The organism is Streptomyces sp. CWNU-52B, from assembly GCF_047444975.1.
Lineage (GTDB): Bacteria > Actinomycetota > Actinomycetes > Streptomycetales > Streptomycetaceae > Streptomyces.
Genome location: NZ_JBLFJV010000019.1, coordinates 200849 through 214875, shown reverse-complemented (window position 1 = coordinate 214875; position 14027 = coordinate 200849). Strand labels below are relative to the sequence as shown.

Annotated in this window: 12 protein-coding genes and 1 pseudogene; 3 read left to right on the top strand and 10 right to left on the bottom strand. The window is 69.9% G+C overall.

Annotation, left to right across the window (positions count from 1 at the left end):
- Positions 1-2 precede the first annotated feature (2 nt).
- Positions 3-530 carry a 5-(carboxyamino)imidazole ribonucleotide mutase gene (gene purE / locus ACLVWQ_RS18825; RefSeq protein ID WP_414110015.1) on the bottom strand — a complete coding sequence of 176 codons (528 nt, stop codon included), beginning with the start codon at positions 528-530 and terminating at the stop codon, positions 3-5.
- The gene (locus ACLVWQ_RS18820; RefSeq protein WP_414110014.1) at positions 527-1702 is read right to left on the bottom strand and encodes a 5-(carboxyamino)imidazole ribonucleotide synthase; all 1176 of its coding nucleotides are present in this window, start codon (positions 1700-1702) and stop codon (positions 527-529) included. The genes purE and ACLVWQ_RS18820 overlap by 4 nt, the downstream gene beginning before the upstream one ends.
- A gap of 197 nt (positions 1703-1899) precedes the next feature.
- Here ACLVWQ_RS18820 and ACLVWQ_RS18815 point away from each other — a divergent pair, with 197 nt between their 5' ends.
- Positions 1900-2439, top strand: coding sequence for a GtrA family protein (locus ACLVWQ_RS18815; protein ID WP_414110386.1), 540 nt, complete (start codon positions 1900-1902; stop codon positions 2437-2439).
- Between the two features lie 141 nt (positions 2440-2580).
- On the opposite strand, the gene ACLVWQ_RS18810 is transcribed toward ACLVWQ_RS18815, so the two are convergent.
- Together ACLVWQ_RS18810 and ACLVWQ_RS18805 are read right to left on the bottom strand one after the other, a co-directional pair.
- Complete coding sequence (locus tag ACLVWQ_RS18810) at positions 2581-3849, bottom strand: ATP-binding protein (protein ID WP_414110013.1); 1269 nt, start codon at positions 3847-3849, stop codon at positions 2581-2583.
- Positions 3850-3994: 145 nt separating this feature from the next.
- On the bottom strand, positions 3995-4672 hold the full coding sequence (locus ACLVWQ_RS18805) for a response regulator transcription factor (RefSeq protein WP_414110012.1): 678 nt from the start codon (positions 4670-4672) through the stop codon (positions 3995-3997).
- Between the two features lie 302 nt (positions 4673-4974).
- Here ACLVWQ_RS18805 and ACLVWQ_RS18800 point away from each other — a divergent pair, with 302 nt between their 5' ends.
- Positions 4975-6477 (top strand): oligopeptide:H+ symporter, encoded by a 1503-nt coding sequence (locus tag ACLVWQ_RS18800; RefSeq protein WP_414110011.1) that lies wholly within the window; start codon positions 4975-4977, stop codon positions 6475-6477.
- Positions 6478-6735: 258 nt separating this feature from the next.
- Here ACLVWQ_RS18800 and ACLVWQ_RS18795 read toward each other — a convergent pair whose 3' ends face one another.
- The 6 genes and pseudogenes from ACLVWQ_RS18795 to ACLVWQ_RS18770 form a co-directional block, all read right to left on the bottom strand.
- Positions 6736-8031 carry a hypothetical protein gene (locus ACLVWQ_RS18795; protein WP_414110385.1) on the bottom strand — a complete coding sequence of 432 codons (1296 nt, stop codon included), beginning with the start codon at positions 8029-8031 and terminating at the stop codon, positions 6736-6738.
- Positions 8032-8111: 80 nt separating this feature from the next.
- Positions 8112-9347: a neocarzinostatin apoprotein domain-containing protein gene (locus tag ACLVWQ_RS18790; protein ID WP_414110383.1), complete on the bottom strand. Its 1236-nt coding sequence runs from the start codon at positions 9345-9347 to the stop codon at positions 8112-8114.
- Between the two features lie 53 nt (positions 9348-9400).
- Positions 9401-10369 (bottom strand): hypothetical protein, encoded by a 969-nt coding sequence (locus tag ACLVWQ_RS18785; protein WP_414110009.1) that lies wholly within the window; start codon positions 10367-10369, stop codon positions 9401-9403.
- A 64-nt stretch (positions 10370-10433) separates the two neighbouring features.
- On the bottom strand, positions 10434-11141 hold the full coding sequence (locus ACLVWQ_RS18780) for an LPXTG cell wall anchor domain-containing protein (RefSeq protein WP_414110008.1): 708 nt from the start codon (positions 11139-11141) through the stop codon (positions 10434-10436).
- Positions 11142-11554: 413 nt separating this feature from the next.
- A complete protein-coding gene (locus tag ACLVWQ_RS18775; protein ID WP_414110007.1) occupies positions 11555-12058 on the bottom strand; it encodes an ATP-binding protein in 504 nt (167 codons plus the stop codon).
- Positions 12059-12482: 424 nt separating this feature from the next.
- Positions 12483-12851: pseudogene (locus ACLVWQ_RS18770) on the bottom strand (STAS domain-containing protein); the annotation flags it as partial.
- 239 nt (positions 12852-13090) lie between these two features.
- Between ACLVWQ_RS18770 and ACLVWQ_RS18765 the strand changes: the two are divergent.
- On the top strand, positions 13091-14005 hold the full coding sequence (locus ACLVWQ_RS18765; protein WP_414110006.1) for an RNA polymerase sigma factor SigF: 915 nt from the start codon (positions 13091-13093) through the stop codon (positions 14003-14005).
- Positions 14006-14027 lie beyond the last annotated feature (22 nt).

Genomic DNA, 14027 nt, shown 5'->3' with positions numbered 1-14027 from the left:
CGTCACTTCCCGAAGCCGAAGCCGTTGCCGGTGCCGCTGTCCACCTTGGCGCGCAGCCGTTTGCCCTTCTCGGTGGCCTGTTCGTTCAGCTGCTGCTGGAAGTCACGCATCCGGCCGAGGAGTTCCTCGTCGTGCGTGGCCAGGATGCGGGCGGCCAGCAGACCCGCGTTGCGCGCGCCGCCCACCGAGACCGTGGCGACCGGGACACCCGCGGGCATCTGGACGATCGACAGCAGCGAGTCCATGCCGTCCAGGTACTTCAGCGGGACCGGCACGCCGATCACGGGCAGCGGGCTGACCGAGGCGAGCATGCCGGGCAGATGGGCCGCGCCGCCCGCCCCGGCGATGATCGCCTTCAGGCCGCGCCCGGCCGCCTCCTCGCCGTACGCGATCATCTCGCGCGGCATCCGGTGGGCGGAGACCACGTCCACCTCGTACGCGATGTCGAACTCGTCGAGGGCCTGCGCGGCCGCCTCCATGACGGGCCAGTCGGAGTCCGATCCCATGACAATGCCTACGACAGGGCTCATTCGGTGATCGTTCCTCTGAGGTAGCCGGCTGCGTGACGAGCGCGCTCCAGCACGTCGTCGAGGTCGTCGCCGTAGGTGTTGACGTGGCCGACCTTGCGGCCGGGCTTCACGTCCTTGCCGTACATGTGGATCTTGAGCTGGGGGTCGCGCGCCATGCAGTGCAGGTACGCGGCGTACATGTCGGGGTAGTCGCCGCCCAGCACGTTCACCATGACCGTCCAGGGCGCGCGCGGGCGCGGGTCGCCCAGCGGGAGGTCCAGGACCGCGCGGACGTGGTTGGCGAACTGGGAGGTGATCGCGCCGTCCTGGGTCCAGTGGCCGGAGTTGTGCGGGCGCATGGCCAGTTCGTTGACGAGGATGCGGCCGTCGCGCGTCTCGAAGAGCTCCACGGCCAGGTGACCGACGACGCCGAGTTCCTTCGCGATGCGCAGGGCCAGTTCCTCGGCCCGGAGCGCGAGCGCGTCGGCGATGCCGGGCGCGGGCGCGATCACCGTGTCGCAGACCCCGTCGACCTGCTGGGACTCGACCACGGGGTAGGCCACGGCCTGGCCGTGCGGCGACCGTACGACGTTGGCGGCCAGCTCGCGCACGAAGTCGACCTTCTCCTCCGCGAGGACCGGGACGCCGGCCCGGAAGGGCTCCTCGGCGTCGGCCGCGGACCGCACGATCCACACGCCCTTGCCGTCGTAGCCGCCGCGAACGGTCTTGAGGACGACGGGAAACCCGCCCCCCTCGGCCTCCTCGCCGCCGGCTCCCCCGGGAAGCCCCTCCGCCGCGAAGGCCACCACGTCCGCGGGGCCGCTCACGATCCGGTGCCGGGGACACGGCACACCGATCTCGGTGAGCTTCGCGCGCATCACGCCCTTGTCCTGGGCGTGCACGAGCGCGTCGGGTCCGGGGCGCACGGGGATGCCGTCCGCCTCCAGTGCCCGCAGATGCTCGGTGGGAACGTGTTCGTGATCGAAGGTGATCACGTCACAGCCCCGCGCGAAGGCACGCAGCGTGCCGAGGTCGCGATAGTCGCCGACGACGACCTCGCTGACCACCTGCGCCGCAGAATCCTGGGGGGTGTCACTGAGGAGCTTGAACCTGATGCCGAGCGGGATGCCCGCCTCGTGTGTCATACGAGCGAGCTGCCCCCCGCCGACCATGCCGACTACCGGGAACGTCACACCCCCAGGGTATCGGCCGTATCCGGCCACTCCGTTCGCGCGCCCGATCACCGAGGACTCGGGCACACCGCTCGTCACAGCCGTGCCACATCTTCGAGTGCGGTCCGGGCACCCGGGGGAAGCGCTGGTTAGCATGGCTGGGTCGACGAAGGTTGACGAACTTGACGTATCCGACGGGACGGGGGCCGGCCGACACCATGGGCACAGGTGGTACACGCAGGTCTCACGTCAGGCCGGCCGGCGCCGTCCGTCTCCGGATCGAGCGGCTGACCAGGGAGATCGCCAAGTTCGGGGCGGTCGGCGGGGCGGGCCTGCTCGTCAACCTGATCACCTTCAACCTGGTGCGGAGCACCACCGATCTCCAGGTCGTCCGGGCCAGCGTGATCGCCACGGTTGTCGCGATCATCTCGAACTACATCGGTTTCCGCTACTTCACGTACCGCGATCGCGACAAGAGTGGCCGGACCAAGGAACTGACGCTTTTCGTACTTTTCAGCGCGGTCGGCCTGGTCATCGAGAACGGTTTCCTCTACGCCGCCACGTACGGCCTGGGCTTCGACAGCCCGCTGGAGACGAACATCTTCAAGTTCGTCGGCATCGGCATCGCGACGCTCTTCCGCTTCTGGTCCTACCGCACCTGGGTCTTCCGAGTAGCCCCGGACCACACCCCCGACGCCCCCGCACCCCCCTACCTGGACGAGAACCCCCCACTCCGCCAGGTCCAACGAGTCCGCTGACCTTCACCCTTTCGCCTTTGAGGGGCGCGGGGAACGGCGCGATCTTTCGTCTTTGAGGGGCGCGGGGAACTGCGCGACCAGCCCCGACGGACCCGCACCGTCCAACCGGCATCCACACCCCCTGCCAAGCCACCGGCCAGGTCACCGCACGGTGGACGCGCCCTCCGGCGCCCGCTTCAACGGCGTACGCGACAAGAACAACCCGAACACCGGCGGCTGCGCCTGCAGCATCTCCAGCCGCCCCCCGTCCGCCTCGGCCAGATCCCGCGCCACCGCGAGCCCGATCCCCGTCGAGTTGCGCCCGCTGATCGCCCGCTCGAAGATCCGCGCCCCCAGATCGGCCGGCACCCCCGGCCCCTCGTCCGTGACCTCGATCACGGCCTGGTTACCGGTGACCCGCGTGCGCAGCGCCACCGTCCCGCCCCCGTGCATCAGCGAGTTCTCGATCAGCGCGGCAAGGACCTGGGCCACCGCCCCGGGCGTCCCGACGGCCTGCAGATCGTGCTTGCCCGAGCTGACGATCGCCCGGCCCGCGTTGCGGTAGGCGGGGCGCCACTCCGCGAGCTGCTGCTTGATGACCTCGTCGAGGTCGAAGGTGACGGCGGAGCCGGTACGCGGATCGCGGGCGTTGGTCAGCAGCCGCTCCACCACGTCGGTGAGGCGCTCGACCTGCCCCAGCGCGATGGTCGCCTCCTCCTTCACCGTGCTCGGGTCGTCGGTGAGCGTGATCTCCTCCAGCCGCATCGACAACGCGGTCAGCGGTGTACGCAGCTGGTGCGAGGCGTCGGCCGCGAGGCGCCGCTCGGCCGTCAGCATGCGGGCGATCCGCTCGGCCGAGCTGTCCAGCACGTCCGCGACCCGGTCCAGCTCCGGAACCCCGTACCGCTTGTGGCGCGGGCGCGGATCCCCCGAGCCGAGCCGCTCCGCGGTCTCCGCGAGGTCGGTCAGCGGGGAGGTGAGCCGGTTGGCCTGGCGCACCGCGAGGAGCACGGCGGCGATCACCGCGAGCAGGGCCACCGCGGCGATGATCAGGAGCGTACGGCCGACCTCACGGGTGACCGCGGAGCGCGCCTCCTCCACCGTGACCGTCTCGCCCTCCTCGCCCTTGCGGGTGGAGGTGATGACGTCACCGACGGGTTCGCTGCCGATGTGGATCGCCTCGCGGCCGGGGATCTCGATGCGCGCGAACCGCTCACCCGTGACCTGGTCGGTGAGGACGCCCGCGTTGATCTGCTCGTCGCCGAGGATGCGGCTGTCGACGATGCTCACGAGCCGCACCGCCTCGGAGTCCACCCGCTCCTGGGCGCTGTTGCTGATCGTGCGGGTCTCGACGATGACGAGCGAGACCCCGAACACGGCGATCACGACCAGGACGACGGCCAGCGTGGAATTGATGAGTCGGCGACGCACAGGACCCTCCGGGCAACTGACGATCAGGGCTGGACCCGAGCCCCGTCAGGGACGCGGGGAACTGCGCGACCAGCCACACACGGCCCGCGGCCGCGCACCCGCCGACACCATCACGGCGAGGAGGCGCGGCCCGACAGCAACGGGCTCAACTCTTCTCGAAGCGGAAACCGACCCCTCGTACCGTCGCGATGTACCGCGGGTTCGCGGCGTCGTCGCCCAGCTTCTTCCGCAGCCACGAGATGTGCATGTCGAGGGTCTTGGTGGACGACCACCAGGTGGTGTCCCAGACCTCGCGCATCAACTGGTCGCGGGTGACGACCCGGCCGGCGTCCCGGACGAGCACCCGGAGCAGATCGAACTCCTTGGCCGTCAGCTGGAGCTCCTCGTCGCCCATCCACGCCCGGTGCGACTCGACGTCGATGCGCACCCCGTGCGTGGCGGGCGGCTGCTGGGGCTCGGCCGCGCCGCGCCGCAGCAGGGCCCGGACCCGGGCCAGCAGTTCGGCGAGGCGGAACGGCTTGGTGACGTAGTCGTCGGCGCCCGCGTCCAGCCCGACGACCGTGTCCACCTCGTCGGCGCGCGCGGTCAGGATGAGGATCGGCACGGTCTGGCCCTCGGCGCGCAAGCGCCGGGCCACTTCCAGGCCGTCCATTCCGGGCAGCCCGAGGTCGAGCACGACCATGTCGATACCGCCCTGGATGCCGGCGTCGAGCGCGGTGGGTCCGTCCTCGCGTACCTCAACCTCGTACCCCTCGCGGCGCAGGGCGCGAGCCAGGGGTTCCGAGATGGACGCGTCGTCCTCGGCGAGCAGTACTCGGGTCATGAAGTGATGGTAGTCCGCTGTGGACCAGCGCAGTGAGGGTGATCGACATACGCGAGGACCGGAGACCGCTCAGCCCGTGCGAGCCTGGGGTTGAGGTCGTAAATCCATGAACAGCCTTGGATTCATAAACATATATCCATCCACACCTGTGATCCATATCTCAAGTCATGTCATATGCGGCATTGACATGGCACATGGCCTTATGGTGTCCAGACGTCTGTAGCGCCGTACAGGGACCTTTGGCGAGCTTCGTGCTGAAGGTCTTTTTCATGTGCGGGCGTCCCGACCAGCAAGGAACGACCATGGCGCCCAGCCTGACGAAGAACTCGGCCTCCCCTGGAAGCACTGGTTCCGATTCCGGGAAGAGCTTCTTCGGCCACCCCCGCGGACTGGCCACACTCTTCATGACCGAGATGTGGGAGAGGTTCTCCTACTACGGCATGCGGGCACTGCTCCCGCTCTACCTGGTCGCCCCCGGCGGTCTGCACCTGAGCGCCACCGCGGCGACCGCGATCTACTCGGTGTACCTGTCGCTCGTGTACCTGCTGACCCTGCCCGGCGGCTGGTTCGCGGACCGGGTGCTCGGCCCCCGCAAGACCGTCGCGGTCGCCGGACTGGTCATCATGCTCGGCCACCTGACGCTGGCGCTGCCCTCGGCCGGCACCTTCTACGCGGGCCTCGGCCTCGTCGCGATCGGCTCGGGCCTGCTGAAGGCCAACATCTCGACGATGGTCGGCCACCTGTACCGGGGCACGGACGACCCGCGCCGCGACGGCGGTTTCACCGTCTTCTACATCGGCATCAACGTGGGCGCGTTCGCCGCTCCGCTGGTGATCGGCACCATCGGCGAGAACGTCGACTGGCACCTGGGCTTCGCGCTCGCCGCGCTCGGCATGGCGCTGGGGCTGGCGCAGTTCCTGATGGGCCGCCGTCACCTCGACGCGCGCTCCGACGTCGTCCCGACGCCGATGTCCGCCAAGGAGAAGGCCGCGACCCTGCGCAAGGGCCTGCTGTGGCTGGCCGTCGCCGTGGTCTTCTACGGCGTCGTCGGCTTCTCCGGCCACTACACGCTGAACTGGATCCTGGTCCCGCTCACGCTCATCGGCCTGGTCATCCCGGTCTGGGTCATCGCCCGCATCAAGCGCGACAAGACCCTCGACCGGGTCGAGCAGTCGAAGATGTCCGCGTACATCTGGTTCTTCGTCGCCGCGGCCGTCTTCTGGATGATCTACGACCAGGGCGGCTCCACGCTGTCGATCTTCGCCGAGTCGTCGGCCGAGAACAGCGTCTTCGGCTGGGAGTTCCCGGTCTCCTGGTACCAGTCGGTCAACCCGGTCATGATCATGGCGCTCGCCCCGGTCTTCGCCTGGGCGTGGCTGGCGCTGAACCGGGCCGGCCGGGAGCCGAGCACGATCGTGAAGTTCTCGTCGGGTCTGGTCCTGGTCGGCGCCTCGTTCTTCCTCTTCCTGGCCCCGCTGTCGATCGCCGAGGGCGGACACAAGGCCGCGGCGATGTGGCTGGTAGCCATCTACTTCGTCCAGACCGTCGGCGAACTGACCGTCTCCCCGGTGGGCCTGTCCGTCACGACGAAGATGGCCCCGGCGAAGTACGCCTCCCAGATGATGGGCGTCTGGTTCCTCGCGGTCACAGCGGGCGACGCCACAACGGGCCTGCTCTCCATCGCGGGCGTGGACCTGAACGGCAAGGCCGTCGTCACCCTGGAAGCCACCCTCGCACTGATCGCGGGCATCGCGATCTACATGTACCGCAAAAAGGTCAACACCCTGATGGCAGACATCAACTAGCACTCGCGGTGCCCGGGTCGGGGGGCGCGGGCACCGACTTTGGGGGCGCGGGGAACGGCGCAATCTTTCGGCTTTTCAAGGGCGCGGGGAACGGCGCAATTCCTTCTGGGCGGCGCGGGGAACGGCTTTAGGGGCGCGGGGAACTGCGCAATCTTTCGGCTTTTCAGGGGCGCGGGGAACTGCGCAATCCTTTAGGGGCGCGGGGAACTGCGCGACCAGCCACAACGGCCCCGCAGCCCCACCCGACGACACAAACCCCTACGACACCCTCCGCGAGGCCCGCTGCCAAGCACCCCGTGGGAGGAACGTGAACACGGCCCCACCCAACAGAATCGCCGTCCCGGCAACCAACCCGAGCGCCCGCAACCCCCCACCGTCATCGGCCCCGGTGGCCGCCAGCCCACCCCCGGAGTCACCGCCCCCCACCGCCCCGGCACCGACGGCGGAGCCACCCGCAGAACCGCTCCCACCGGCCGCACCCCCCGGCTGCGCCGACGTGTCCAACGTCAACGACACCGCGGACTTGGTCGGCGTACACGTCGTCGTCGTACCGAGCGCCTTCACCGTCAGCACCCCCGGCGACAGCGTCGACTCCCCGTCCGCCCCCGGCTTGTACGTACCCGTCATGTCGGAGATCACCATGGGATCCCCCGACTTGATCGCCTCGTCGTTGGTCGGCCCCTCCACGGCGACCGTGCCCTCGTCGGCCCCGCCCAGCACGACCTCCATCGACGGCTTGACCGAGTCCGCCGGAATGTCGGCGGGGCTGTCCATCACGGACCCCTTGAACTGGACGGTGAGGTCGTAACTCCCGCCGTCCTTCTTGGCGTTGATCTGTACGGGCGAGGTCGCGTCCTTGTCGCCGATCGGTGTCTTGCACGCGTACGGGATGTCGACCGCCTTGCCGGTGAAGTCGGTCTGACCGTCACCGCCACCGGTGCCCCCGGTGTCGCTCGCGCCCTCGGTCGGGGTCGGCGTACCACCAGGATCGTCGGGGTCGCCCGGATCGGTCGGATCGGTCGGATCGGGGGACCCGGGCGGCGGATCCCCGTCCCCCGCCGTGACCTTGATGGTCGCCGCGGGCTGCACCGTCTCCGACGGCGCGCACTTCGTGTCCGTCGACATGACGTTGATGGCGTACGCGTCGGGCGTCAGCGTCACCTCGCCCGCCGTCGTCAGTTTCAGCTTGCCCTTCATGTCGGACAGGACCATCGCCCCGCCCTTGGGGATCGCCGGGTTCTCGCGCGCCCCCTGCACGGCGACGGACGCGGCCTGCGCGCCGGCCGCCTTGAGGGTGCCGGACGGCTGGACGGAGTCGGCGGGCAGATCGATGAGGTCCGGGTTCTTGGACGCGGCCTGCGCGAACTTCCACACCACCTCGACCTCGTCACCGACCTTCGCGGTGGCGGGCGCGGTGACCTCCACCTTCGTGGTGCCCTTGACCGTCGGCAGCCCGGAGACCGCGGGCGGTACGCAGTCGGTCGCGTAGGACACCTCGGCGGCCTGGGCCGGCGCCGCCGCCACCCCCAGCAGGACTCCCGCACCGCCGAGCATCATCGCGACCCCGGCCGCGCTCGCTCTCCGCCGGACCCCGACGGGCCCTTCCGTCCTGGGCCGGACTCTCCGTTGCGTACTCACGTGTTTCCCTTCCTGGTGGGGGTCGTCGAAGTGTTCTCGTGCGGTGCGGAGAGCTGGTCGGCCTCGGTGCCCCCCGGATCGGTGTCCGGGGTGAACCAGGGCAGGGCCGAGTTGTTCGTACGGCCGGGTGCGCTGGTACGCGTAGTACCGGTGTCGGACTCCTTGGACGCCGTCAGGACGCTCAACTTCGGCATCCGCAGGGTGACTTCGGGCAGCCGCAGACCGCCGCGCCGCACACCGTGCGCGCCCCGGGCGGGACGTGCCGGGCGCGCCGGGCGCGCCGGGCGCGCCGGGCGTGCGGGACGCGCGGACCGGCCACCCCGCCCGCCACGGGCCGAGGAGCCACGTGGCCGCATCCGGTCCACCACGGCCATCCCGATCCGGAACAGCGCGCCCGGCACGACGACACAGACGAGGATCCAGAAGACCGTCACGCCCCAGGGCCGCCCCACCCCCCACGGCTGTTCGGCGAGCACCTTGCCGCCGGACTTCAGGGAGACCGTGTAGTCGCCGTGCGCTCCGGACGTCAGCTCCACCGGCAGGCTGATCCGTGCCTTCTTGCCGGGGCCGATGGTGCCGCGCCACTGCTGCTCCTCCCACTGCGGGGCGAACACGCCGTGCGAGGTGCCGACTTGGAAGACCGGGTTCTTCACGGCGGCCGTTCCGACGTTGCCGACGGTGAAGACGAGCTTGCGGGACGGCGGCGCGCCGAACCAGGTGAGCAGACCGCTGGACCCGTCGAGCCGGGTGTCGGTGAGTACCGAGAGCCGCCCGCCGCTGTCCTGCTTCGGCAGCGGCTCGACCTCGTGTCCCGCGACCAGGAACGGGGCGTCGGCCTCGGCCTTCGCCCCGGTGACCGTCGCGACATGCACCACGCAGGGGCACGGCTTGGGCGGTTCGGCGACCGGCAGCTTCTTGCTGAACCGGCCTTTCGCGTCGGTGGTGACGGCGCGGCCGTCGGCGTTGGCGCAGGAGTTGGTGCCGCCGATCACACCGCGGTCGGTCGAGGACTGACCGCAGACGAGCATCATCAGCAGGGCGTTCGCCCGCCACCCGGTACCGCTCACGGTGATCGAACCGCCCGTCCCGGCCTGGGACTTGGACAGTTTCACGACCGGCTTCCCAGCCGCGGAGGCGGGGGTGGCGGCCCCCACCCGCGGGAAGAGGACGAACGCGAGCGCCAGCACCACCGCCGCGGCCACCACCGCCGGACCGGGAAGACTCCGACGCATCCCGCGGGCTGTGCCGCTCACATCAAGGCCCACGTCACCGCTCACGTCACCGCTCACGTCACCGCTCCCGTCGACTCGACTTCCGTACGCGGGTGTTCGGCGGCCCGAGGCTGTTCGGCGGCCCGGTCCGACCGGGGCGGCCGCCGCCGACGTCGTACGAACCGGTGGGCGCCGCCCACGCACACCGCGAGCCCGGACAGCGCACCCGCCACGACGGCCTCCCACGACACGAACCACGCGCGCGTGCCCGCCTCGGCACGGGCCCCGCCCTCGGCCGTGACCGTCAGTCCGACGTCGACGCCGTCGAGGGCGGGCGGGTCGGGCCAGGGTTCGTCGAGCCGGACGCGACGGCCGGGGAGCAGTTCGACGGGGAGGGTGCGCGGGGCCCGGTCGAGCACCTCGCCGAACAGACCCTCGGCGTGCACGGCGAGCCGCGGGGTCAGCACGGTGGTGCCGCGGTTGACCAACTCGTAGGAGATATGGCCGTCGTGGACCTTCACGTGCTCGACCGTGAGCGCCGAGAGCGTCGGTCCACCGACCCGCAGATGGACCCGTACGGCCGCGGTCCGGCCTCCGGAGCTCGCGAGGATCGCGCCGGGGTGGTCGCCCGGCGTGGTGCCCGCCGGGACGCTCACGGTGAAGGGCACCTCCGCGCGAGTGCGCGCCGGCACGCGTACCGTCCGCTCGGCGAAGGTGATCCAGGCTCCGGTGTCCTTCGCCTTAGCCCGTACGGAGAGAGCGCCGTCGCCGCCGTTGTCCGCGTCGGCGCCCCGCAGCCGTACCGTCAGCGGCTTCCCGCCCGGGTTCCGCACCGACACCGTGTCCTCCAGGACCGTGCCGGGGGCGCCCTCCGCGTAGAAGTACGGCCGTCCGTCGCGCCCGCCGGCCGACGGCACGACGGACCAGTCCCCGTCGGCCACGGAGACCGGCGCGGCACCGAGCACGATCGCGCAGGCCACGAAGGTCATGGAGGTCATGGAGGTCACGGGGGCGAGGCAGCGGGCACGTACGACGAACGGCATCGGCGGCTCCGACGGGAACAACACGGACGGGTCGGTCAGGCATACAGGCCGGTCGGACCGGCGGTCAGCCGCGGGCCTGGTTCCGCCGGGTCAGCCACAGCACGCCCGCCGCGCCGGCCAGCAGCACGGTGCCGCCGAGCGTCCCGAGCGCGATCGCGGAGTCCTCGGGGCCGGTCTGCGGCAGCTCCTCACCGCCCGCCGGAGCGTCCTGCGAGGAGGATCCGGCACCGGACCCGGTGGCACCGCCGCCGGCCGCCGCCGTGACGTCCAGGGTCAGCGAGGGCTTCGGGCTGTTGCCGGGGGTGCACGTGGTCGTCGTACCGAGGGCACCGATGGTCAGCACGCCCGCGGTGAAGGTGACCTTGCCGGTCTTCTTCGGGGTGTACGTCCCGGTCAGGTCGGTGATTTTGATGGGGGTGTTGGCGGGGATCGCCTCCGGGTTGGAGGGACCCTTGACGGACACGGTGCCGCTGTCGGCACCGCCGAGCTTGATGACCGCGCTCGGGTTCATCGCGCCCTTGCCCAGTTCCACCGGGCTGGACGAGACGCCCTTCTCGAAGGTCATCGTGAGCTTGTAGCCACTGCCGCTCTTGACGCCCTTGATGTCGATGGGCGAGACGGCCGACTTGTCCCCGATCGGGGTCTTGCACTGGTAGTTGACGTCCACCACATCGGCCCGGGCTGCGGGGGCGGCCATCAGCACCGCCGAGCCGGCCAGGGCCGCGACGGACGCGAGCGCGGCGGTTCGTTTCTGGTACGTCCGGTATGACACGGTCCCCTCATTCCTGACGGCACATCAGATCGGCCGTCAAGGTACGCCCGGGACCTCAACGAGGGAAGACAAAACACACGCCAACCTCGGACAACCGGAAAGGAAAGCAATCGGGGAGACAAGAAACCGCCCACCCCCAAAGGGGAACAACCAGGCACGAGCCAAACCGCCCAGGGGCGCGAGGAACTGCGCGCCAAGCCACAACACACCCGCGCCCAGACCACAACCTCGCGCAGCCGCCCCCGAAGGGGAACAACCAGGCACGAGCCAAACCGCCCAGGGGCGCGGGGAACTGCGCACCAAGCCACGACGCACCCGCAGCGACGAACAACCCGCCACCACCCCAGGGCGCCAGGCGGGGCACGACAAGACGACACCGGACACCCAAAACCCCGCCAAACCCAGCGGAGCGCCTACGCGGGGGCTCCCAGCTCAGCCCACACCGTCTTCCCCGCAACCCCCGCCGTACGCGTCACACCCCAGTCCAGGCACAACCGCTGCACGATGAACATCCCATGCCCACCGGGCCGCCCGGCCCGGTGCGGAGTCCGCGGCGCCGGCTCCCCCGTACCCCGGTCGGAGACCTCGACCCGGAGCACCTTCTTGTCACTGGAGATCAAGAGCTCGTCCGGGCCCTCGGCATGCAGACAGGCATTGGTGACGAGCTCGGAGACGACGAGCAGGACATCCTCCGCGGCGGCCCGCCGGTCGGCGGTGTCCGCGGGCAGCCAGCCCCACTCGTACAGCGCCTGCCGGGCGAAGTCACGGGCGAGGGGGACGACGCCGCTCGCCCCGTCGAAGTTCAGCCGACGGGCCCGACGCCCGACGGGCGTACCGCCTGGAGACGCCCCGGAAGCGCCGCCGTCGCCCGGTTCCGGGCCGCGGTCGCCCGGCGGGTAAGGCCGGGTGGTGCTCATCAGCGCTTCACCTCACCGATTCACCAGTTCACGATTCAAGACTCAGTTCCCAGCACACTCGGCACGCTCAGCGCCCTCGGCACACCGGAAAGTCCGGGACGCTCGGGATCAAGGAGCCGTCCGTACCGCCGCGTGCCCGCCGCTCGGTCGATTGACATATTCAGGATGTCTTCTGCCCGACCGAACCGTCGGAACACTCACTTGTTCGGTACGAATGCTGTGACCCTGGTAACGCACAGATCACACAGAGGCAACCTGATCATAACTTTGCCGCAGGACCGCCTCACGGGGCACCCGGTCACCCCGGATCGACCGCGGACCGGCCCGCGCCGGGCACGCCGCCTTCGCCCTCCGCGGCCGCGGAGTCGTCGGCCGCACTCGCGCCGCCGCCCGTGCCGCCACTCCCACTGCCACCCTGGTCGCCCTCGTCACGCAGGGCCGCCTCGAGCGACTCGTGCACGGTGAAGACGGCCTCCGCGCCGGTGATCTCGAACACCCTGGCCACCACCGGCAGCATTCCCGCCAGATGGACGCCGCCACCCGCCGCCTCGGCCCTCAATCGGGCTCCGAGCAGGACGTTCAGTCCGGTGGAGTCGCAGAACTCCAGTTGTGAACAGTCCACGACGAGACGCGCGAACCCGCGGTCGAGGCAGTCCTCGACCGGTTCGCGCAGCAGATCTGCCGTGTGGTGATCCAACTCACCCGCCGGGGTGACGACGGCACTGGTGCCCTCTTCACGCACCTCGACCAGAAGCCGGCCCGACTGTGCGCTGCCGACCGTCCCGCGGTCCATGAAGTCTCTCTCTTCCGACCGTTGTGATAGCTGATTGACGCCCTCGAACCCTACGCCTTCTCTGCACACTCTGACACCCGAACAACCCCCAAGAATTGGACATTTCACCGCAAAGCTCACTTGCAAGGGAGTCACAAAAGCGGGTAGGGCTAGTAGGGACAGTTTTCGACACGGCCGGCTTTGGAGGCGCCGCACACCGCAGTGCACGTATTGGCATCGGCAGCCATATGCCGAGAACGATGGAGGACATCATGTCACCCCGGCTCGACGAATCGCAGGCCCAGAGGGCGACGTCGACACGCCCTCTGGAGCGACTGGAAGAAGACGAGTCCGCCGACGAAAATGCCGGCCTCGCCGGGCTTCCGGAGATCCCGCCCTTCGCCGAGGTGGGTCCGATGGACGCACGGGCGCTGTCCAAGACCCTCTTCGAGCGGCTCGAGTCCCTGGAGGAAGGGACCACCGAGTACTCGTACGTCCGCAACACCCTGGTCGAGCTCAACCTCGCCCTGGTGAAGTTCGCCGCATCCCGGTTCCGCTCGCGCAGTGAGCCGATGGAGGACATCATCCAGGTCGGCACGATCGGCCTGATCAAGGCGATCGACCGCTTCGAGCTCAGCCGTGGCGTCGAGTTCCCGACCTTCGCGATGCCGACCATCGTCGGCGAGATCAAGCGCTTCTTCCGTGACACGTCATGGTCGGTGCGTGTACCGCGCAGGCTCCAGGAACTCCGCCTCGACCTGGCCAAGGCCGGCGACGAACTCGCACAGCAGCTGGACCGCGCTCCGACGGTGGGAGAGCTGGCGGAGCGTCTGGGGCTGTCAAACGACGAGGTCGTCGAGGGGATGGCCGCGTCCAACGCCTACACGGCCAGTTCGCTGGACGCCCAGCCCGAGGAGGACGACTCCGAGGGCGCGCTGGCGGACCGTATCGGCTACGAGGACCATGGACTCGAAGGCATCGAGTACATCGAGTCGTTGAAGCCGCTGATCGCTGAACTTCCGCAGCGCGACCGGCAGATCCTGTCGCTGCGCTTCGTCGCGAACCTGACCCAGTCGGAGATCGGCGACGAGCTGGGCATCTCCCAGATGCACGTGTCCCGCCTGCTGTCGCGAACGCTGGTGCGTCTGCGCAGGGGGCTGACGGTCGAGGAGTGACACCTCCACCGCACGACGTACG

Coding starts and splice junctions, on each gene's coding strand:
- ACLVWQ_RS18805 (WP_414110012.1), bottom strand. CDS start 4,672: ATGACCCGAGTACTGCTCGCCGAGGACGACGCGTCCATCTCGGAACCC.
- ACLVWQ_RS18785 (WP_414110009.1), bottom strand. CDS start 10,369: ATGCCGTTCGTCGTACGTGCCCGCTGCCTCGCCCCCGTGACCTCCATG.
- ACLVWQ_RS18775 (WP_414110007.1), bottom strand. CDS start 12,058: ATGAGCACCACCCGGCCTTACCCGCCGGGCGACCGCGGCCCGGAACCG.
- ACLVWQ_RS18765 (WP_414110006.1), top strand. CDS start 13,091: ATGGAGGACATCATGTCACCCCGGCTCGACGAATCGCAGGCCCAGAGG.
- ACLVWQ_RS18815 (WP_414110386.1), top strand. CDS start 1,900: ATGGGCACAGGTGGTACACGCAGGTCTCACGTCAGGCCGGCCGGCGCC.
- ACLVWQ_RS18790 (WP_414110383.1), bottom strand. CDS start 9,347: ATGCGTCGGAGTCTTCCCGGTCCGGCGGTGGTGGCCGCGGCGGTGGTG.
- ACLVWQ_RS18795 (WP_414110385.1), bottom strand. CDS start 8,031: ATGCTCGGCGGTGCGGGAGTCCTGCTGGGGGTGGCGGCGGCGCCGGCC.
- ACLVWQ_RS18800 (WP_414110011.1), top strand. CDS start 4,975: ATGGCGCCCAGCCTGACGAAGAACTCGGCCTCCCCTGGAAGCACTGGT.
- purE (WP_414110015.1), bottom strand. CDS start 530: ATGAGCCCTGTCGTAGGCATTGTCATGGGATCGGACTCCGACTGGCCC.